The sequence below is a fragment of the Streptomyces sp. rh34 genome, assembly GCF_002551245.1.
Taxonomy (GTDB): domain Bacteria; phylum Actinomycetota; class Actinomycetes; order Streptomycetales; family Streptomycetaceae; genus Streptomyces.
Window position 1 is genome coordinate 1 of the sequence record NZ_NTGZ01000132.1, and the last position, 20509, is coordinate 20509.

At 74.4% G+C, this 20509-nt stretch carries 13 protein-coding genes, 1 pseudogene and 1 riboswitch; of the genes and pseudogenes, 7 read left to right on the forward strand and 7 right to left on the reverse strand.

All coding sequences use genetic code 11. The features are described from left to right. The 3 genes and pseudogenes from CR470_RS22755 to CR470_RS22765 form a co-directional block, all read left to right on the forward strand. A pseudogene (locus CR470_RS22755) lies at positions 1-1264 on the forward strand (hypothetical protein); the annotation flags it as partial. Further along, complete coding sequence (locus tag CR470_RS22760) at positions 1261-3315, forward strand: hypothetical protein (RefSeq protein WP_257138879.1); 2055 nt, start codon at positions 1261-1263, stop codon at positions 3313-3315. The pseudogene CR470_RS22755 and the gene CR470_RS22760, both read left to right, overlap by 4 nt. Beyond that, on the forward strand, positions 3312-5321 hold the full coding sequence (locus CR470_RS22765) for a hypothetical protein (protein ID WP_097869406.1): 2010 nt from the start codon (positions 3312-3314) through the stop codon (positions 5319-5321). The genes CR470_RS22760 and CR470_RS22765 overlap by 4 nt, the downstream gene beginning before the upstream one ends. A gap of 24 nt (positions 5322-5345) precedes the next feature. Here CR470_RS22765 and CR470_RS22770 read toward each other — a convergent pair whose 3' ends face one another. From CR470_RS22770 to cobN, 6 genes are all read right to left on the reverse strand, one after another. Continuing rightward, entirely contained in the window at positions 5346-6461 is a 1116-nt protein-coding gene (locus tag CR470_RS22770) for a DUF4037 domain-containing protein (protein WP_097869407.1), read from the reverse strand. 104 nt (positions 6462-6565) lie between these two features. After that, entirely contained in the window at positions 6566-7072 is a 507-nt protein-coding gene (locus CR470_RS22775; protein WP_097869408.1) for a hypothetical protein, read from the reverse strand. Positions 7073-7323: 251 nt separating this feature from the next. Continuing rightward, positions 7324-9150, reverse strand: a complete 1827-nt coding sequence (locus CR470_RS22780) for an alpha/beta hydrolase (RefSeq protein ID WP_097869409.1) — start codon at positions 9148-9150, stop codon at positions 7324-7326. A 7-nt stretch (positions 9151-9157) separates the two neighbouring features. Beyond that, on the reverse strand, positions 9158-9619 hold the full coding sequence (locus CR470_RS22785; RefSeq protein WP_097869416.1) for a hypothetical protein: 462 nt from the start codon (positions 9617-9619) through the stop codon (positions 9158-9160). Between the two features lie 95 nt (positions 9620-9714). Then, positions 9715-10887, reverse strand: coding sequence for a hypothetical protein (locus CR470_RS22790; protein WP_097869410.1), 1173 nt, complete (start codon positions 10885-10887; stop codon positions 9715-9717). Positions 10888-10950: 63 nt separating this feature from the next. After that, a complete protein-coding gene (gene cobN, locus CR470_RS22795) occupies positions 10951-14556 on the reverse strand; it encodes a cobaltochelatase subunit CobN (protein ID WP_097869411.1) in 3606 nt (1201 codons plus the stop codon). A 92-nt stretch (positions 14557-14648) separates the two neighbouring features. Next, a riboswitch (cobalamin riboswitch) is annotated at positions 14649-14728 on the reverse strand. Positions 14729-14959: 231 nt separating this feature from the next. On the opposite strand from cobN, the gene CR470_RS22800 reads away from it, so the two are divergent. From CR470_RS22800 to CR470_RS22810, 3 genes are read left to right on the forward strand one after another with little or no spacing between them, the layout of a single operon-like run. Continuing rightward, on the forward strand, positions 14960-16291 hold the full coding sequence (locus CR470_RS22800) for a cobalamin biosynthesis protein CobG (protein WP_097869412.1): 1332 nt from the start codon (positions 14960-14962) through the stop codon (positions 16289-16291). Positions 16292-16347: 56 nt separating this feature from the next. Further along, positions 16348-16974 (forward strand): precorrin-8X methylmutase, encoded by a 627-nt coding sequence (locus tag CR470_RS22805; protein WP_097869413.1) that lies wholly within the window; start codon positions 16348-16350, stop codon positions 16972-16974. Continuing rightward, the gene (locus CR470_RS22810) at positions 16974-18527 is read left to right on the forward strand and encodes a precorrin-2 C(20)-methyltransferase (RefSeq protein ID WP_257138878.1); all 1554 of its coding nucleotides are present in this window, start codon (positions 16974-16976) and stop codon (positions 18525-18527) included. Before CR470_RS22805 ends, CR470_RS22810 begins: the two co-directional genes overlap by 1 nt. Here the strand turns inward: CR470_RS22810 and CR470_RS22815 are convergent. Continuing rightward, entirely contained in the window at positions 18497-19276 is a 780-nt protein-coding gene (locus CR470_RS22815; protein ID WP_097869414.1) for a cobalt-precorrin-6A reductase, read from the reverse strand. The two genes, CR470_RS22810 and CR470_RS22815, sit on opposite strands and share 31 nt — an antisense overlap. A gap of 17 nt (positions 19277-19293) precedes the next feature. Here CR470_RS22815 and CR470_RS22820 point away from each other — a divergent pair, with 17 nt between their 5' ends. Next, positions 19294-20415, forward strand: a complete 1122-nt coding sequence (locus tag CR470_RS22820; protein ID WP_097869415.1) for a cobalt-precorrin-5B (C(1))-methyltransferase — start codon at positions 19294-19296, stop codon at positions 20413-20415. The last annotated feature ends 94 nt before the right edge of the window (positions 20416-20509 follow it).

Below are 20509 nucleotides of genomic sequence, written 5' to 3' on the forward strand. Positions count from 1 at the left end.
GGGGGCGGCGGTCGCGTACGCCGCCGACCCGCCGCTCTGGCTCGGCGGGACCGGGCTGCTGGTCGGCCTCGGCCTCACCGCCGAGGCGGTCCGCAGGCTCTGGCGGGACGACGCCGACTCCTGGGCCGCCGGGCGCGGCACGACGGCGCTGCGCACCGCCCTGGACGGGCTCGACGCCCTGCTGGCGGAGCTGGTCCGCGAGCACTGGGCGGCAGAGGAGCGGCTGTACTGCGCGGACGCCGCGCGTTCGGTGGCCGGGATGCTGAGGGCGACCGCGGCCGCCGCCGACGCCCAGGCCGCACCGGAGCCCCTCGCCCCGGCCGGGGCGGGCGGTTCCGGCCCGTACGAGGACATCGACTGGCTCGACGGGCCCTCCGCGCTGGAGACCCCGGAGCCCGAGGCCGCCGACGGGGGCGCGGACGACGGCGACTGGGCCGCCGCCTACGCCTGGGACAACACCCGGGACCGGAACGGCGATCCCGAGGCCGACCGGGACAGCGACCCGTACGACGACCGGGACGGCGGAGCCCCCGGGCCGTACGGCGCGCCTTCCCCGGCCCCGTATCCCGCCGGACCTGACGACGCCCCGTGGGGGAGCGGCGAGAGCGACCGCGCGCCCCGCTGGCTCGACCGGGAGATCGGCGAGGGCGGACCGGACCTGGTCGCCACCCTCGCCGGGGACCTCCGCAACACCGCGATGGCCGCCATGGCCCCCTACTGGGGCGCCGTCGAACGCGGTCAGGCCGGGGCGCTCGCGCTCTCGCGGACCGAGGAGCGGGTCCGCGAACTGCTGTCCGCCGCCCGCCACCACCTGTGGCGCTACGGGGTGCTGGCCCCGCCGCCGTACCCGGCCGACCACCGGGCCCGCACCACGGCCGCCGGGCTGCTGGGCACCGATTCGCTGCGGGTCGCCGAGCTGGTGGGCCGGGAGGCGGACCGGGGGGCCGTCGTCCAGCTGTCCTCGCCGGAACAGGGTGCCCTCCTCAGCCGCGACCCGGAGGCCGCCCTGTGGATCCGGTTCGCCCCGGGCACCCTCCAGGGCGAGATCGAGGCCGCCTGGCGCAAGAGCGGTTCGCCGCCGGCCGAGGAGGCCCTGTGGACCTCCTCCGGCCGGTACGCGGGGCTGATCCGGCTCACCCCGCTGCGGATGGGCGTGGTCGACACGGTCCTGCCCCGGCAGAGCACCGGCGGCGGTCCCCGGACCGGCGCCGACCGCGCCGAGCCCTCCGTCCACGCCGAGTTCAGGGAGGACGACCGGTGGTGAGCACCACCCCGCTGGGCAGTCCCGCGTCACCGGGGGCCCCGCGCCCCCACCTCGTCTTCGCCGACCCCACCGGGCGTCGGCGCACCGCCCCGGCCCGCTTCGGACCGGACTCACGGCGGGACCCGGCGCTGCCCCAGCGCATCCGCAACGGGCTGCTCGACGACCGGGGGCAGCGGTGCGTCCAGGTGTTCCTGTCGGCGGCCGACGCCGCCAACCCGGCGGCCCGCGCCCTGCTGGACACCGAGGCGGGCACCGCCCTGCGCCTCGACCGGACCCTGGAGAACACCCCGCACGCGTATCTGTTCCCCACCGTCATCGGCTACGAGCTGGACACCGCCGAGCCGTTCCTGCTGTACGCCGCCCCGCGCGGCATCCCCGTCGGGCGGACCCACGTGATGTCGGCGAGCGACCAGCGGGTGTTCGCCCGGGACCTGACGCTGGCGCTGTGCCTGCTGGACGGCCAGGGTCTCGTGGCGCGCGGGATCTCGCCCGCGACCGTGTTCTGGGACGGGACATCGGTGCAGTTCTGGGGTCTGGAGAGCGTCGACCGCGCCGGGCGGCCCCGGACGCCGTGGGGCCGGGCCCCGTTCGCCTCGCCCGAGCAGCACCGGGGCGAGGGCCTCGTCGACTCCCGGGACGCGGTGTGGAGCGCCGCCCAGGTGCTCTACCAGCTCGTGACCGGCCGGCCGGGCCCCGCCGACCGGGCCCCCGCCGACCTCGACCGGCACCGGGTGCTCGCCGGGACACTGCCCCGCGCGTTCGCCCCCACGGCGGCCGGACGCCCCACGCCCGCGGCCCTGTTGGAGCTGCTGGCCCCCGAGGAGGCGCGGCGGCTGGGGCCCGCGGCCCTGCCGGACGGCTCCCGCCCGCACCAGGAGGCGTTCGACCGGGCCCTGGACGCCAAGCGGCGGGCGCCCGCTCCCGCGGAGGACCCGGCGGACGGGACGCCCGAGGACCGGGCTCCCGGGGAGGTGCTCTGCCCGTACTGCCTGGAGGGCATCCAACTCGACCTGAACAGACTCTTCGTGACGGACGACCAGATGCAGTACCGGCCCCTGGACCTCTCCCGTATCGGCAACCCGGTACGGCGCGAGGACGTGATGCGGGGCGCGGTCCAGCAGTGCACGGCCGACCCGGACTTCCCCGAGCACCACATCCCGGTGCCCTACCTCACCCATGGCCGCCCGCTGACGGTCGCCATGATCGGCCAGTCCAGCACCGGGAAGAGCCACCTGCTGACCCAGATGATCGCCGAGATCACCGACGGCGGCCTGGACCGGTACGGGGTGGGCTGGCAGTCCGTCAACCCGGAACAGCACGCCCGCTTCGTCCGGGAGCGGGTGCAGCCGCTGCGCAGCGGCAAGGTACTCGACCACACGAGCGGGGTCGGCCTGGACGGCTTCGCGCGGTTCGTCGAGTCGCTGCTGCTCACCGACGCGCGCGGGCGGGTGCGCCCGGTCGCCTTCTTCGACCTCGGCGGTGAGGACCTCGTCCGCACGGACGGGGCGCTGCGCTTCCTGCTCGGCATCGACGCCCTGGTCTTCGTCGTCGACCCGGCGCTCGCGCTGCCGCTGCCCCAGCTCGACGAGGTGCGCGAACGCTGGGGCACCGAGGTGGACCGGGACGGTGACGCGGCGTTCGGCACCGTCCTCGACCGGCTGCCGCGCAGGGGCCCCTATCTGGAGACCCCGGCGGCGATGGTGCTCGGCAAGTCCGACCTGCTCCGGTTCCAGCCGCCGGTCGACCGCTGGCTGGGCGAGGGGCCACCCGCCGCGATCGGCCCGGACCAGTTCCGGGAGGAGAGCGGGGACGTCTACGCGCTGCTGCGGCAACACGCCGGACAGGCCTGGCTGCGGCCCTTCGACGCGTTCCGCCGCTGCACCCTGCACATCGCGTCCGCCACCGGGGGCCAGGAGAGTCAGGGCCGCTACCCGGCGGGCGCGGGGCCGCGCCGGGTGCTGGAACCCCTGGTGTCGCTGCTGGCGATGCACGGGATCATCGAGGCGCCCGGGGGCGCCGCATCATTCGGCGCGGGAAGGGAAACCCAGTGAACGACGCCCTCGATCGGCGCGAGGAGAGCGGCCCGGGCGGCCGGCTCGACCAGGTGGTCTTCCGCTGGGACGGAAACCAGGGCCGCTCCAGTACGGGGATGGCGGCGGTGGCGCACTCCTGCTCCGCCGAGCGCGCGGAGTCACTCCGCCGCGAACTGGGCCCGCTGCTCTGGGTCCCGGGCCCCGGCCCGGCGCCCCGCGCGAGCAGCGTCCGCGTCCCCTCCCGGGCCGGCGGGACCGTGCTCCTCCAGCGGTGGCCCACCCTGGACCGGGGCGGCCGGCCCAGCACGGCCTGCCACGCGGTGTTCGGCGACGCGGACACCCTGACGCCGCAGCGCTGCCTGGGTCTCGGCGGCAGCGCCTGGAGCGAACAAGCCGTCGCCGAGACCGCCGGCGGGAGCCTGCCGACGCTGGACGCGGCCCGGCTGCGGGCGACGGCGGCCGAGCGGCTGCGCGAGATGGTCGACGGGCTCCCCACGGTGAAGAAGCCGTTGATGGTGGTGACCGCCGAGTGGCTGCGCGACCCCTCCCGGCGGCTCTCGCTCCTCGCCGAGGAGAACGAACTGCCCGGCTGGCCACGCCGGAACAGGGCACCCCTGCTCTACCTGGGGCTGCTGTCGGTGTTCGGCGACTGGTTCGGCACGGAGTGGAGCTACGCCACGTACGACACGGTGGACACGCACGCGTTGCGCCTGACCTGCGTGCCCGGGTGGTCCTCCCAGGCGGCGGGCGCCCGGTCGCTGGCCCGCGTCCGGCTGCGGCTGCCCGCCGAGGGGGACGTGGAGATGGCCGCGGCGAAGGAGATGGTCGAGTACGTGCTCGACCGCCCCGACGCGGCTCCGGGCGTGCCCCATCTGACCGGTGAACTCCTCTCCGGGGCCCGCCTGTCCCGCCAGGAGCGTCGCGAGGCCCTGCGTCGCATGCTGAACGCCCGCCACGCCCCGGCACCGGCCCCAACCCCGGCTTCGGCCCCGGAGGAGGAGGGCCGCCACCGCCGCGTACGGCAGGAGGACCGGTACGGACGCGAGGACCGGCAGGAGGACCGGTACGCGATCGAACCCCGGCGGGAGGAGCAACACGCGACGGGGTCCCGGGAGATGGACCGGTACGCGCGCCGCGAACCGCAGGAGGACCGGTACGCGCGCCAGGACCGGGAGGCGCGCCACGAGCAGGAACGCCGTCGTCTGCAAGAGGAGTTGCTGGTCCACCAGCGTGTGGACACCGCTCAGTCCGCACGGCTCGCCGCCAGGCTCCGGGACCTCCGGGACACCGCGCTGCTGACCCTCCTGCGCGCCGACGGACTGCCGTGGGCCTCCCGCGATCTCGTCCTGGCCGAACTGGCCCACGCGGAGCGACAGCGGTCCCGGGACGAAGCGACCGCACACGCGCTCTGCACCGAAGTGCTGCGGCACAACCTTTACTTCAGACCCGGCCGGTCCGAGGCGGACAGTCCGTCCGTCCCGGAGATGCGGGAGCGTGCGGCCGATCTCTTCTCCTGGGCCGTCGCCCCGCTCGTACGGGACCCCCACCGGGCCCCCGATCTCCGGCCACTGTTCAACATCGTCCTCAAGGACGGTCGCGACACCGGCATGGAGTGGCTGCGGCGCATCCTGGTCACGCCCCCGGGCGGCCGGGCCCCCGACCTTCCCCCGCAGGTGTGGCAGCAGATCGTGGCGGACCTTCTCGCCCGCCCCGCGCCCGTTCCCGTACCTGCGTCCGCACCGGCACCGGCACGGACCCAGGAACCCGTGCCGCCCGCCGGCGTGCCGGCCCCCGCCAAGCCGCCGGCGCCCCTCCCGCCCTCGTACGCCGCGGCGCCGACCGCCGCGCCCCCACCGCGGAAAGCGCCGACACCGACACCGACCCGTCCCGCGCCTGCGCCTGCGCCGCAGGACGGAGACTCCCGGCCGCAAGGTCTCCTCTACCAGGACTGGTTCGTGCCCACCTTCGCCGGGATCGTCGGAGCGGCCATCATCGGCATCCTCCTGATGATCCTTCTCAGCTGACCGCCGACCGGTGGCGGGGGCCCGTCAGCCGCCGAGCGCGTCGACCGCGGCCCGCACGGCCCCCTGCCGTCCGGTGAAGTCCGTGCTGTCCGCCCACTGGTCCACGCTCCCGGTCAGCGGCAGGGACCGCAGTTCCGGGTCGGTGATGCTCCGGGCCAGGGCGTGGGCGAAGCGCTCGGCGTGCAGCACCTGGAACGGGCGGCTGTGGTACGGCCGCCGCCCGGGGTCCACCGCCTCCACGAGGCCCGAACGGTTCTGCACCGCGGCCACGGCCTCGTACGCGTCGCAGAGGTGCCGTTCACGCGCCGGGTGGTCCGTGGCCGTGACGGCTCCCCGCAGAACGGGCAGCAGCGCGTCGGCCCCGGGCAGCCGGGCGAAGGCGCTCCCCAGCCACTTGCCGTACGGCGCGTACTCCCGCGCGAGGAGCAGGCACAGGCGCATCAGGTCGCGCACGAGCCGCCCCGCGACCACGGCGGACCCCAGCTCGTCCCCCACCTCGGCGCAGCGTCCGACGAACGCCTCCTCCTGGGAGATCCGCTGCCACTGGCAGGCCAGCAGGTAGCGCCACACCTCTTCCGGATACCAGTCCAGCTCCTGCCGCGCCCGGGTCAGCGTGCCGACGCCGTCGTGGAACACCGCGCCGCCCGTGGTCTCCGCCAGCCTCTGCTGCGGCATGGCGAGCCAGTCGCGGACCGCCGGGGCCGGTGGCTCCCCGCCGGGGCCGGGACGGAGGCCGAGCCGATCGTGCAGCCACCCGCCGACGTCGGCGACGAGGACGCGGTGGTGGACCGGGCCGTCGGTCAGCTCCATGTGCCCGACCGGGCCGTCCGGATCGGCGTGCCGGAAGTGCGTCGGCCAGCCGCGCACCTGCTTGGGCAGCCGCTCGGCGAGCAGGTGGTGCAGCCGCTCCCCGTGCGCGGCGGCATCGGCCGGTTCCAGGAACAGGTCCAGGCGCGGGCCCCAGTCGTGGTCCGCCGACCGGGCGGTGTCGAAGCCGAGCACCTCGGAGCCGGAGCCGATCCGGGCGGCGGCGTACCGCAGGCCGGGGTACTCCGTGTCGAGAACCGGCCGCACGGCCTCCTCGTAGAGGATCCGGGACAGGTCGAGTCCGGGCAGGAACACGCGATCGGGCAGCGTCATACCGTCACTCTGCGGGGTGCGGGCGGGGCGAGCCAGCCGTTTTCCCGGCGGGGCGGCCGGGCGGCGGTCCCGGACCGGACCGGACCGCACGAGTCACCGCCGCTTCAGAACTTCTCCACCTTCGCGCCCTCGGGCACCTCGTAGCACCCGGACGTCGTCGTGATCCCCAGGCTGGGCTTCGCCCGGTCGCGGTACTGGACGATCCAGACGCTGACCTTCTTGGCCTCGTTGTCCGCGACCAGGTTGAGGTTCTCGTTCTTGCTGTTGTCCCGGTACTCCCTCTTCAGCACCCAGCCACCGGTGTTCAGCTTCTTCTTGAGGTTCTCCATCGCCACGTCGGAGTCGGCGGCGGAGCCGGGCTGGAAGTTCCACGGGTGGAACACGCGGAAGAACCGCTCCGGATCCTTCCCCTCGCACTCCCTGACCCCGGGGCCCGGCTCGGACGCCTTACCGGGTACTCCGGCGTACTGGTAGATCGTGCTGGAGACGGCTTCGAGGGCGTCCGCCGCCTCGTCGGTCGTGGCGATGCCGGCGTACGGCACGCCGGAGGAGGCGTCGTCGGCCCCGGCGGATCCCTCGCCGGGCGAGCTGGGGCTGTTGGAGTCGTTCATGCCACATCCACTGAGGAGAAGAGCGGTCAGGACGAGGGCGGTGGGAACACGGCCCCGGAGGGAGCGGTGCGCGGGGGCGTGGCGCCCGGTGGGGGCGGACCCGGTGGTGCGCGGAGGTCGGAACAACGGAGATCCTCGGTCGGATGCGGGGACGCGTACGGATGCGCGACGGTGTTCGGTGCGCGGCGGTGTTCGGCGGGTTCGGTGCCGGTCGCCCGGGGTCGGTGGCAGGTCACTCGGGCAGTGGCAGATCACTCGGGCTCGGTGACGTCACCGTATTCGCCGACGACGACGAGCGCCTGGTTCTTCAGCGCCGTCGAGGACTCGTCCCAGTAGCCGCTGTGCCCTTCCACCCCCTTGGTGCCGCCCGGCCCCCCGCCGCCCTCGGCGTCGGTGTTCATCTGGTTGGCGCCGAAGGCCTCGTCGCTGGGGATGAGGAAGACGCCGCCGCCCAGACTCCACTGGCTGCCGCCGTGGCCCCAGCGGCCGATGTCGGGGACCGCGTCGCCGTCCGCCTCCTGGTTCCACACGTGGCCCTTCGGGACGTCCATCTCCTCCGCGGACCCGACCTTGACGCCCGGGCTGCCCGCGAAGATCACATCGTCGGCATTGAGGTCGCCCTTCTCCGCCGCCGCGCCGATCAGGGTGGTGCCGTACGAGTGCCCGACGGCCGTGCGGTGCGGTTCGCCGGGGCCACTGTGCGAGGCTTCCAGGCCGTCCATGAACTGCCGGTAGGCAGGGGCCCCGTCGTAGGCGTAGTGCTCGAAGGGCGCGTCCTTCACGACGTCCTGCGGGGCGTCGTAGCCGAGCCAGGTGATGGTGGAGACGTTCGCTCCCGGTGCCGCCTCCTGGGTCTGGCGCCACAGCTGCGTCATCCGGTCGATGTCCCCCTCGACCTTGCCGAGGTTCGCCGTCGTGCCGGGGACGTACACCGCCTGGTGCTCGGCCGTGTCCGGATTGCCGGTGGCCACGATGGCCCGGCCGTTGCCCTCGGCGCTGAACCCCAGCAGGTACGCCTCCGGGAGCCCCCGCTCGCCGGTCTGGTCGAACCGGGTCCGCAGGGAGTTCATGCCCTTGAGCGACGTCTCCAGCTGCCGGTACTGGTCCCCGTACTTCCTGTCCCAGGCCATCCACTCGTCGGTGTGGACCTTCGACGGGTAGCGGCCCGCGGTGATCCAGGTCCACTCGTTGGCGGGGGGCCCCGGGATGCTGTTCAGCTGAAGCTGCTGGGCGGCCTGCGTCTCGTCGAGCACGACCCGGTTCGCCTCGTCCCTGATGTCGGAGGGCAGGCCGTCGAGCCTGCCCACCAGCGCGGGTTCGAGCGACAGGTAGGTCTCCCGCTCCTCCGGGGTGAGGCCCGCCCACCACGCGGCGTTCGCCTTCGGGGTCCCGTCCTTCGGCGGCCCGCCGATCGCGTCCAGGTACGCCTGGCCCGCGTCCCGCACGCCCTCCATGTCGGACCGCGCGTCCTTCCAGTCGGCGTCCGAGACGGTGAGGTCGTCGTCCGCCGTCAGCGCACGGACCTTGGGCGCCCACTTCCCGTCCGCCTCCGTGGCGTCCTTGAGCGCCCCGGCGATCCGGTCGGCGATCTCCTGGGCGGCCGCGGCGTGCGGGTTGGGGTTGATGTTCGCCGCCTGGCGGCCGACCGCCTGCGCGGTGGGGTCGGTCGCCCCGTTCGCGGAACCGCCCTTGGGCGGCAGCTCGACGCCGTTCCTCGGCTGGGCCTCCGGGTAGCTGACGCTCCCGTCGGGGCCGACCGGGAAATTCCGGGCCGCCGCGTCGTCGAGCGCCGACAGGAGCTTCTTGCGGGCCGCGTCCATGTCGTACGCGAACCCGTTCAGGGCGGCGCTCAGCAGGCCGCACTGGACCTGGGTGTAGTGGAAGTTGGCCGCGACCCGCTTCAGCTCCGCGACGGCCGCGTCGGCGGCGTCGCCCCGCAGGGACTTGCGGATCCCGGCGGTGACGACGTTCTCCAGGTGGTCCTTGGCCTTGGCCGCCATGTCACCGGTGGAGCGGTATCCGTCGGCCGCCTCCTCCCACTCGGACGGCTTGAGCTCCTTGAGCGTCGTGAGGTTCACCGGCCCGTCACCGCTCCGCGTTCCGGCCGCCGACGGCGGGGGTGTCGGCGTGCGCGGTCTTGATGCTGTTCAGCTCCGCCTGCACGGCCTCGTCGGTCAGCAGCAGGTCGTGCCCGGTCTTCTCCAGGACGCCCTTGACGCTGTCGCAGCGTTTGCCGAGCGCCTTGACGTAGCGGTCCCACGAGGCGTGCACGGAGGTCTGCGCCCCCGCGGTCAGGCAGCCCTCTCCCGCGCCGAGGCCCTTCTGCCCGTCCCGCAGCTTGCCCACGGCCTGGTCGATGCCCTCCCGCAGCGACCCGACGCCCGCGCCGGCGTCGTTCCACGCCTTCTTGGTGGACTTCACCCCGCCGGTGACGCCGCTCGTGGCCGGACCGGACCCGTCACCCGCCGGGTGCTGGTTGAGCCTCATCCCGACGTCCTGGCGCTGGGACGCGTCCTGCTTCAGCCGCTCCCACTCATCCCATGCCACGAGCATGTCCCCCTTGTTCGGCAGTCACCCGCGGCAACGTACCAAACCAGGTGCGCGTGAAATGTGGAGACGGGTGCACGCCCGGCGGCCCCGCCTCAGCCCGCTTTCGCCGCTTCCCCCACCGGCCGCCGGTCCACGACCCGGGCCGTCGCGTCCGCGTCCAGGTGGGCGGTGCCCTCCTCACCGCTCACCGTGACCCGGACCCGGGGGCCCTCTCCCGTGCCTCCGCCGGGCGTCACGTCGATGCGCCAGCTCTTCGGTTCGCGTACGCCCAGGGTCGTGCGGGCCTCGTGGACCAGCGTGGGGAACAGTTCGTACGGGAGCATCTGGACGTGCATCGTCTCGGCGGCCGGGCGGGCGGCGTCGCCACGGATCCTCATGTGGCGTTCCTCGATGGTGATCGCGGTGACCTCCGAGGTGCCCGCGCGGGCCTCCAGATCCGTGGCCGTCGCCCGCATCCGCCCGAGGACCAGCAGCGAGGAGGAGGGTCCGGAGACCGTGGTGGACGTGGTGAACGTCCGGGAGGAGGACGAGGACGACGTGGCGGAGGGCTGCTTCGACGAGGGCCCCGTGTCGTCGTCGGACGTGAACAGCTCGCCCCGGAAGAGGAGCACCACCAGCGCCGCACCCGCCAGGAAGGTGAAGAGCACCAGCAGGCACCAGGAGCCCTCGCTCAGCCCCGGCTTCTCCACCAGCGTGGACTCGGGCGCGGAGTCGATCTCCGCCTGCTCGGCCCGGCGGCTCCACTCCGGGGTCGGGCGGGTGACGATCCGCACCTCCCAGGGCTCGTCCGGGCGGTACTCCACGACGGCGATGCCGCGCGGCCGGTAGACAGGGATGTCGACCAGGTTGATGTGCTGGGTGGTGTTCACGCGGTACGCCGGCCGGCCGTCCTCCGGCTCCGGCGCCACGGTCAGCCGGAAGTCCACCGGTACGTCGGCCATTTCGCCGCTCGTCGCCCGCAGGTCCTCGATCCGGGCGAGGGCGGTTCTGGTGACCGGCGGCTCGACGGGTCCCGGGGGCCGGCGCCCGGCGACGAGGCCGATCAGGATGAGGAGGACCAGGACTCCGCCGCCGGAGAGGAAGACCGGGGCCCGCTCCAGGATCACGCCGACCACGACGGCCGCGACCGCCGCCCCGGTCACTCCCGAGGTGACCGTCAGACGCAGCCCGGCGAAAATCCCGCCCAGGACCGAACGGCCGTGCACAGCCTGCGCGTTGACCTCAGCGGCGTCCTGCTGCGCCTGCCCCTGCCCTGTTGTCCCCATGACCGTGATTGTGCCGTTCGGGGGCGATCCGGGGCAGGGGGCGGCGGAAGAAATACGACGAGATCAGTCCTCGCCCTCCAGGTTCCCCTCCGTCTCCAGGTACACCTGGCGCAGCGCGTCCAGCACCGCCGGGTCGGGCTTGGCCCACATACCGCGCGACTCGGCCTCCAGGAGGCGTTCGGCGATGCCGTGCAGGGCCCAGGGGTTGGCCTCCTGGAGGAACTGCCGGTTCTCCGGGTCCAGGACGTACGTCTCGGTGAGCTTGTCGTACATCCAGTCGGCGACGACGCCGGTCGTGGCGTCGTACCCGAAGAGGTAGTCGACGGTGGCCGCCAGCTCGAACGCGCCCTTGTAGCCGTGGCGGCGCATCGCCTCGATCCACTTCGGGTTGACGACCCGGGCGCGGAAGACGCGGGACGTCTCCTCGACCAGCGTGCGGGTGCGGACGGTCTCGGGGCGGGTGGAGTCCCCGATGTACGCCTCGGGGGCCTTGCCCTTGAGCGCGCGCACGGTGGCCACCATGCCGCCGTGGTACTGGAAGTAGTCGTCGGAGTCCGCGATGTCGTGCTCGCGGGTGTCGGTGTTCTTCGCGGCGACCTCGATGCGCTTGTAGGCGCTCTCCATCTCCTCGCGGGCCGGGCGGCCGTCCAGCTCGCGGCCGTAGGCGTAGCCGCCCCAGACCGTGTAGACCTCGGCGAGGTCGGCGTCGGTGCGCCAGTCGCGGGAGTCGATGAGCTGGAGGAGGCCCGCACCGTAGGTGCCGGGGCGGGAGCCGAAGATCCGGGTGGTGGCGCGGCGTTCGTCGCCGTGCTCCGCCAGATCGGCCTGGGTGTGCGCCCGTACGTAGTTGTGCTCGGCGGGCTCGTCCAGTGAGGCGGCCAGCCGTACGGCGTCGTCGAGCAGCCCGACCGTGTGCGGGAACGCGTCGCGGAAGAAGCCCGAGATGCGCAGCGTCACGTCGATACGGGGACGGCCCAGCTCCTCGTACGGGATGGGCTCCAGGCCGGTCACGCGGCGCGAGGCGTCGTCCCAGACGGGGCGGATGCCGAGGAGCGCGAAGGCTTCGGCGATGTCGTCGCCCGCCGTGCGCATCGCGCTGGTGCCCCAGAGGGAGAGGCCGACGGAGGTGGGCCAGTCGCCGTTGTCGGTGCGGTAGCGGGTGAGGAGCGAGTCGGCCAGCGCCTGACCGGTCTCCCAGGCCAGCTTGGAGGGGACGGCCTTGGGGTCGACGGAGTAGAAGTTACGCCCGGTCGGCAGCACGTTGACGAGCCCGCGCAGCGGCGACCCGGACGGCCCGGCGGGGACGAAGCCGCCGTTCAACGCGTGGACGGCGTGGGTGAGTTCGTCGGTCGTGGCCGCCATGCGCGGGACGACCTCGGTGGCGGCGAAGGTGAGGATGTCGGCGACCGCGTCCGGCAGCCCGGCGGCGACGGACGCCACGGCGGCCGGGTCCCAGTCGGCGTCGTCCATCGCCTGGACGAGCGCGCGGGCCTGCTCCTCGATCGTGTCGGCGGCGGTGCGGGTGGCGGCCGACTCGTCGAGCCCGAGCGCCTCGCGGAGCCCCGGGAGGGATGCCGTGCCGCCCCAGATCTGGCGGGCGCGGAGCACGGCGAGGACCAGGTTGACCCGGTCGTTCCCGGCGGGCGGGTTGCCCAGCACGTGCAGGCCGTCGCGGATCTGGACGTCCTTGATCTCGCAGAGCCAGCCGTCGAGATGCATGATGAAGTCGTCGAAGCCCTCGTCCTCCGGCCGGTCCTCCAGGCCGAGGTCGTGGTCGAGCTTCGCGGCCTGGATCAGCGTCCAGATCTGCGCGCGGATCGCGGGCAGCTTCGCCGGGTCCATGGCGGCGATCTGGGCGTGCTCGTCGAGGAGTTGCTCCAGCCGTGCGATGTCGCCGTAGCTGTCGGCACGGGCCATCGGCGGCACGAGGTGGTCGATCAGCGTGGCGTGGACGCGGCGCTTGGCCTGCGTGCCCTCGCCCGGGTCGTTGACCAGGAACGGGTAGACGAGAGGGAGGTCGCCGAGGGCCGCGTCCGGACCGCAGGCGGCGGAGAGGCCCGCGTTCTTGCCGGGCAGCCACTCCAGGTTCCCGTGCTTGCCGAGGTGGATCATCGCGTCGGCGCCGAAGCCGTTGTCGTCGGCGGAGGCGGCGATCCAGCGGTAGGCGGCCAGGTAGTGGTGCGAGGGCGGCAGATCGGGGTCGTGGTAGATCGCGATCGGGTTCTCGCCGAAGCCGCGCGGCGGCTGGATGAGGATGAGGAGGTTGCCGCGCCGCAGGGCCGCGAGGACGATGTCGCCCTCCGGGTTGGCGGACCGGTCCACGAACATCTCGCCGGGCGCCGGACCCCAGTGCCGCTCGACCGCGAGGCGCAGTTCCTCGGGGAGCGTGGCGAACCAGCGGCGGTAGTCGGCGGCCGGGATACGGACCGGGTTCCTGGCCAACTGCTCCTCGGTCAGCCACTCCTGGTCGTGGCCGCCCGCCTCGATCAGCGCGTAGATCAGCTCGTCGCCGTCGCCGGAGACCAGCCCCGGGATGTCGCCCTCCGGACCGAAGTCGTACCCCTCGGCGCGCAGCCGCCGCAGCAGCGCCACGGCGCTGGCGGGCGTGTCCAGCCCGACCGCGTTACCGATCCGGGAGTGCTTGGTCGGGTAGGCGGACAGCACGAGCGCGATGCGCTTCTCGGCGTTCGGGATGTGCCGCAGCTTCGCGTGCCGTACGGCGATCCCGGCGACCCGGGCCGCGCGCTCGGCGTCGGCGACGTACGCCGGGAGTCCGTCCTCGTCGATCTCCTTGAAGGAGAAGGGGACGGTGATCAGCCGGCCGTCGAACTCCGGCACCGCGATCTGGGTGGCCGCGTCCAGCGGGGAGACGCCCTCGTCGTTCTCCTCCCAGGCGCTGCGCGGGCTGGTGAGGCAGAGCGCCTGGAGGACCGGCACGTCCAGCCCGGTCAGCGCGCCCGCGTCCCACGACTCGTCGTCCCCGCCGGCGGAGGCCTCGGCGGGCTTGGTGCCGCCCGCCGCGAGGACGGTGGTCACGATGGCGTCGGCGGCGCGGAGCGCGTCGATCAGCTCGGCCTCGGGCGTACGGAGGGAGGCGACGTACAGCGGGAGCGGCCGGGCGCCGGCGTCCTCGACGGCGGTGCACAGCGCGTCGATGAACGCGGTGTTCCCGCTCATGTGGTGGGCGCGGTAGTAGAGAACGGCGACCGTCGGCGCCCCCTCGGCCACCTCGCGGGCCTCCCGCTCCAGCGGGCCCCACGCGGGCGCCGGGGCGGGCGGATCGAAGCCGTGGCCGGTCAGCAGCACGGTGTCGGAGAGGAACCGGGCGAGCTGCTCCAGGTTGGCGGGCCCGCCGTGCGCGAGGTAGGCGTGCGCCTCGGCCGCGATGCCGATCGGGACGGTGGAGGCGGCCATCAACTGGGCGTCGGGGGCCTGCTCACCGGTCAGCACGACGACGGGGCGGCCGGTGGCCAGCACCGCGTCCAGGCCCTCCTGCCAGGCCCGTACCCCGCCGAGGAGACGCACGACGACGAGGTCGACGCCGTCCAGCAGGTCCGGGAGTCCGTCGAGGGAGACGCGGGAGGGGTTGGCGTACCGGTAGCTGACGGGTCCCTCGGAAGCGCGGGCGCTCAGGAGGTCGGTGTCGGACGTCGACAGGAGCAGGATCATGCTGCGTCAGGCCTTCCTCGGGGTGTCCACGCCCCGGGCGGTGTCGGAGGGTCTCCCCACGTCCGGCTCGGAAACCGGGCGCTCGGGGAAGGGAGTTCCTGACTCGCCCGGCCGGTGGTGGCGGCCGTGCTCACAGTGGCGGGACCGCGCCGGAATCTCACCGGGCTTCCTCCCCTGTCGCCGTCTGGCGATGGCGGCCTGAACGGACCACCGCCTGCATCCTAAGCGGCGGGGGCGGGATGGGGCAGGGGGCGGGGGTGCGGTGGTGATCACTGGGCCGGAGCGCGGCGGCTCTCCGCACCTCACTGTCCCCGGACCGCCTGCCTCCCGTCCCGCGGGCCGGTCTGCTTCCTGTCCCACAGGTCACAGGAGCGAGCCCGTCGACGGGACCGGCCCGGTCGGTATGCTCGCCGCCATGCCCGATTCCGCCCCCTCGCCCCTTTCCTCGGGCGGCGCATCCCCCCGCGACGGCGGCGACGCCTGCCCGGGGACGCTGCGGCTGCACCGGGCCGACGACGGTGCGCTGGCCCGGGTGCGCGTCCCCGGCGGGGTGCTGAGCCCGGACCGGGCGGACGCGCTGCTCGCGGTGGCCGGCCGGTTCGGGGACGGTGAGCTGCATCTCACCTCGCGGGGCAACGTACAGCTGCGCGGGCTCGACGCGGAGTGCGGCGGCGGGCCGGCCGACCTGCTCGGCGCCGCCGGGCTGCTGCCGTCCGCCGCACACGAGCGGGCCCGCAACATCGTGGCCTCGCCGCTCGCCGGACTCGACGGATCGCCCTCGGTCAGCGGCTGGTTGTCCGAGCTGGACGGCCTGGTGTGCGGATCGGCCGCCGCCGCCACGCTCTCCGGCCGCTTCCTCTTCGCCCTGGACTCCGGCCGCGGCGACACGGACGCGCTGGGCGCGGACGTGACCCTGATCGCGGAGGGCGGCGACTGCCTCCTGAGGGTCGGGGCCGCCGACGAGGTGTTCCGCCTGCCCGCGGCGGACGGCCCGCGCGCAGCGCTGCTGGCCGCCGAGACGTTCCTGCGCGCCGCCCGGGACTCCGGCGCGTGGCGTGTGAAGGACCTGCCCGACGACGTGCGCGCCACGCTGGTCCGCACCACCGGGGCGGCGGCGGGCTCCGCTGTCCACCGCCCCCGTCCGCGTACGGCGAAGGCTCCGGCCCCGGGCCTCGTCACCGCGCCGGACAACGGCACGACCGTGGCGGCGATCAGCGTCGGCGTACCGCTGGGCCGGCTCGCCCCCGCCCAGTGGCGGCTGCTCACCGAAACGGCCCGGCGGTACGGGAACGAGCTGCGGCTCACCCCGTGGCGCGGGATCGTCGTCCCCGGCCCCTTCGGGCAGACCGGGCAGTCAGGGCAGACCGGGCGGACAAGGCGGTCCGAGCACGCCGCCGAGGCCCTCGACGCCCTGGCGGCGGCCGGGCTGATCACCGGCCCGGACTCCCCGTGGACCGGCGTCGGCGCTTGCATCGGCCACCCCGGCTGCGCGAAGTCGCTGTCCGACGTGCGGGCCGAAGCGGGGGCCGCTGTCGGACCCGTCGGGCGGCTCCCTGTGTACTGGTCCGGGTGCGAACGCCGCTGCGGCCACCCCCACGGTGAGTGGATCGACGTGGTCGTCACGCCCGACGGACACCGGATCTCGCACGTACGGGGCGAACACCGTGACCCCCGGCCGGCGGTCCGGGACGACCCGGCGGCACTCGCCGCGGCGGTGGCCGAGGCCCGCTCCTGAGCTCGCTCCCCCAGCTTCCCCTCCCTCCCCAACCGGCAGAAGAAAGCGACAGCACTGTGCACCAGTACGAGAAGGACGGACCGGCGATCTACCGCCAGTCCTTCGCCACCATCCGCGCGGAGGCGGATCTGGCCGGGCTGCCCGCCGACGTGAGCCAGGTCGCCGTCCGGATGATCCACGCCTGCGGCATGGTCGACCTCGTGACTGACCTCGCCTTCTCACCGAACGCCGTGGCCGACGCCCGCGCGGCCCTGCGCTCCGGGGCGCCGATCCTCTGCGACGTGGCGATGGTGGCCAGCGGGGTCACCCGCAAGCGGCTGCCCGCCGACAACGACGTGGTGTGCACGCTGTCCGACCCGTCCGTGCCGGAGCTGGCCGCGAAGATGGGGACCACGCGCAGCGCGGCGGCCCTGGAGCTGTGGCGGGACCGGATGGAGGGGGCGGTGGTCGCGGTCGGCAACGCCCCGACCGCCCTGTTCCGCCTGCTGGAGATGATCGAGGAGGGCGCCCCGCGCCCGGCCGCCGTCATCGGCGTCCCGGTCGGCTTCATCGGCGCGGCCGAGTCCAAGGAGGCCCTGGCCGAGCACGCTTCGGGCCTGGAGCACCTGATCGTGCGCGGCCGGCGCGGCGGCAGTGCGATAGCGGCGGCGGCGCTCAACGCCATCGCGAGCGAGGAAGAGTAGTGACCTCTCCAGTGAACGGGATCAAGAGCGGCGGTGTCGGCACCGGCCGGCTCTACGGCGTCGGGCTCGGCCCCGGCGACCCGAACCTGATGACCCTGCGGGCCGTCCAGGCCATCGGCGAGGCCGACGTCGTCGCGTACCACAGCGCCCGGCACGGCCGCTCGATCGCCCGGTCCATCGCGGCGGCGCACCTGCGGCCCGACCACATCGAGGAGGCCCTGGTCTACCCCGTCACGACGGAGACCACGGACCACCCGGGTGGCTACCGGGGCGCGTTGGAGGAGTTCTACGAGAAGGCCGCGGCCCGTCTCGCGGCGCATCTGGACGCGGGCCTGACCGTCGCGGTGCTCGCCGAGGGCGACCCGATGTTCTACGGCTCGTACATGCACATGCACAAGCGCCTGGCCGACCGGTACGTGACCGAGGTCGTCCCGGGCGTGACGTCCGTCAGCGCGGCGGCGGCCCGGCTCGGCACCCCTCTCGTCGAGGGCGAGGAGATCCTCACGATCCTGCCCGGCACGCTGCCGGAGGAGGAGCTGACGGCCCGTCTCGCCGCCACGGACACGGCCGTGGTGATGAAGCTGGGGCGTACGTTCCCGGCGGTGCGCGGGGCGTTCGAGGCGTCGGGGCGGCTGGCGGAGGCGCGGTACGTGGAGCGGGCCACGATGGCCGGGGAGCGCACGGGCGACCTGGCGGACATCGACCCGGCGTCCGTCCCGTACTTCTCGGTCGCGGTCCTGCCGAGCCGCGTGGACGCGCCGCGCCCTTCCGGACGGACCGGCGGCGAGGTCGTGGTGGTCGGCACCGGCCCGGCGGGCCCGCTGTGGCTGACGCCCGAGACGCGCGGGGCGCTCGCCGCCGCCGACGACGTGGTCGGCTACACGACCTACCTGGACCGGGTGCCGGTCCGCCCCGGCCAGGCGCGGCACGGCTCGGACAACAAGGTGGAGTCGGAGCGCGCCGAGTTCGCCCTGGACCTGGCCCGGCGGGGCCACCGCGTCGCGGTGGTCTCCGGCGGCGACCCCGGGGTCTTCGCGATGGCGACGGCGGTCCTGGAGGTGGCCTCGCAGGACGCGTACGCGGACATCCCCGTACGGGTCCTGCCCGGGGTCACCGCGGCCAACGCGGCGGCGGCCCGCGCGGGTGCGCCGCTGGGCCACGACTACGCCACGATCTCCCTCTCGGACCGGCTCAAGCCGTGGGAGGTCATCGCGGAGCGCCTGCGCGCGGCAGCCTCGGCCGACCTGGTGCTGGCCCTGTACAACCCGGGCTCCAAGTCCCGTACATGGCAGGTGGGCAAGGCCCGCGACCTGCTCCTGGAGTACCGCTCGCCGGACACCCCGGTGGTGCTGGGCCGTGACGTGGGCGGTCCGGCGGAGAGCGTGCGGACGGTACGGCTGGCGGACCTGGACCCGGCGGAGGTGGACATGCGGACGCTGCTGATCGTGGGCTCGTCGCAGACCCGGTGGGTGCGCAGGGGCGGTTCCGGGGCCGGACAGGGCATCGTGTGGACGCCCCGCCGCTACCCGGAGGCGCCGGAGCCCTCCGCGTAGAGCCGGCGTACCCACCGCACGGCCTCGTCGGGCGTACGGGCCACCGGCACCCCTTCCGGTACCGGTGGCCGCCGGACGACGACGACGGGAATCCCGGCTTCACGGGCGGCGGTGAGCTTGGGGGCGGTGGCGTCCCCGCCGCTGTCCTTGGTGACGAGCACATCGACGCGATGACGGCGGAGCAGCTCCCGCTCGCCCCGGAGGTCGAACGGCCCCCGGTCGAGGAGGACCTCCGTCCGGGCCGGGCAGGGCGGCTCGGGAGCATCGACGGACCGCACGAGGAACCACAGGTCGGACAGGTCGGCGAAGGCGGCGAGCCCCGTCCGCCCGGTGGTGAGGAAGACCCGCTCGCCGAGTGCGGGCAGCAGCTCGGCGGCCTCGGTGAGCGACCCGACGGCGTGCCAGCGGTCGCCGTCCTGGGCGACCCAGCCGGGCCGGCGGAGGGCGAGGAGAGGAACATGGGCCTGTGCGGCGGCCTCGGCCGCGTTCCGGCTCATGGTCGCGGCGAAGGGGTGGGTGGCATCGACGAGGGCGTCCACACCGTGTTCACTTACCCAGGCGGCGAGCCCCTCGGGCCCCCCGAACCCGCCGACGCGCACGTCACCGGGCGGCAGCCGGGGAGCGGAGACGCGCCCGGCGAGCGAGGTGGTGACCCGGACCCCCGGGTCATGGGCGACCAGGTGCTCGGCCAGCCGGCGCGCCTCGGTCGTACCCCCCAGGACAAGAACGTGCACAGGCTGCACAGGCATCGGAACGGACTCTTCTCTTGAACGCTGAGGCGCGGGGCGGTCGCAGTGCCCAACTCAAACACACCGGCCTGCGCCCCGGCTGGACGACCGGGGCCTGCGCGACGGCGGCGACGACGGCCGCGTACACGGCGCTGCTGACCGGCGACTTCCCGGACCCGGTGACCATCACCCTGCCGAAGGGCCAGACACCGGCGTTCGCGCTGGCGGTGGAGGAACTGACCGCCGGGCCGGGTGAGGGGGTGGCGATGGCCGGAGTGGTGAAGGACGCGGGCGACGACCCGGACGTGACGCACGGGGCGCTGGTCCGGTCGACCGTACGGAGACTGCCGCCGGGCTCCGGCGTGGTGTTCCGGGCGGGCCAGGGCGTGGGCACGGTCACCCTCCCCGGCCTGCCCCTGGAGGTCGGCGAGCCCGCGGTGAACCCGGTCCCGCGCCGGCTGATGCGCGAGCACGTGGAGCGGGTGGCGGCGGAGCACGGCGGGACGGGGGACGTGGAGATCACGGTCTCGGTCGACCACGGCGAGGAGATCGCCCGCTCGACGTGGAACGGACGCCTCGGCATCCTGGGCGGCCTGTCGATCCTGGGCACCACGGGAGTCGTCGTCCCCTACTCCTGCTCGGCGTGGATCGACTCGATCCGCCGGGGCGTGGACGTGGCGAGGGCGGCGGGCCTGACCCATGTGGCGGGCTGCACGGGCTCGACGTCGGAGAAGACGGTGGTGTCCGAGTACGGCCTGCCGGACATCGCGCTGCTGGACATGGGGGACTTCGCGGGCGCGGTGCTGAAATACGTACGCCGCCACCCGGTCGCCCGCCTCACGATCTGCGGCGGCTTCGCCAAGCTCTCCAAGCTGGCGGCGGGCCACCTGGACCTCCACTCGGCCCGCTCCCAGGTCGACAAGCCCTTCCTGGCCGCCCTGGCCCGGACGGGCGGCGCGAGGGAGGAGCTGGCCGCCCGCATCGCCACCGCCAACACGGGCCTGGAGGCCCTGCGCCTCTGCGAGGCGGCGGGGGTCCCGCTCGGCGACCTGGTGGCCGCCCGGGCCCGCGACGAGGCGCTGTCCGTCCTGCGGGGCGCGCCGGTGGAGGTGGACGTGATCTGCGTCGACCGGGCGGGGGTGGTGGTGGGGCGGGGGTAGGGCCCGCTACGAAGCCCCGGGCGCCCCTGCCGCGGTGGCAGCGAGCCGCCCGCGCCGGCCGTCCGGGTCACGCCCGGCCTCCACGGCCTGTCTC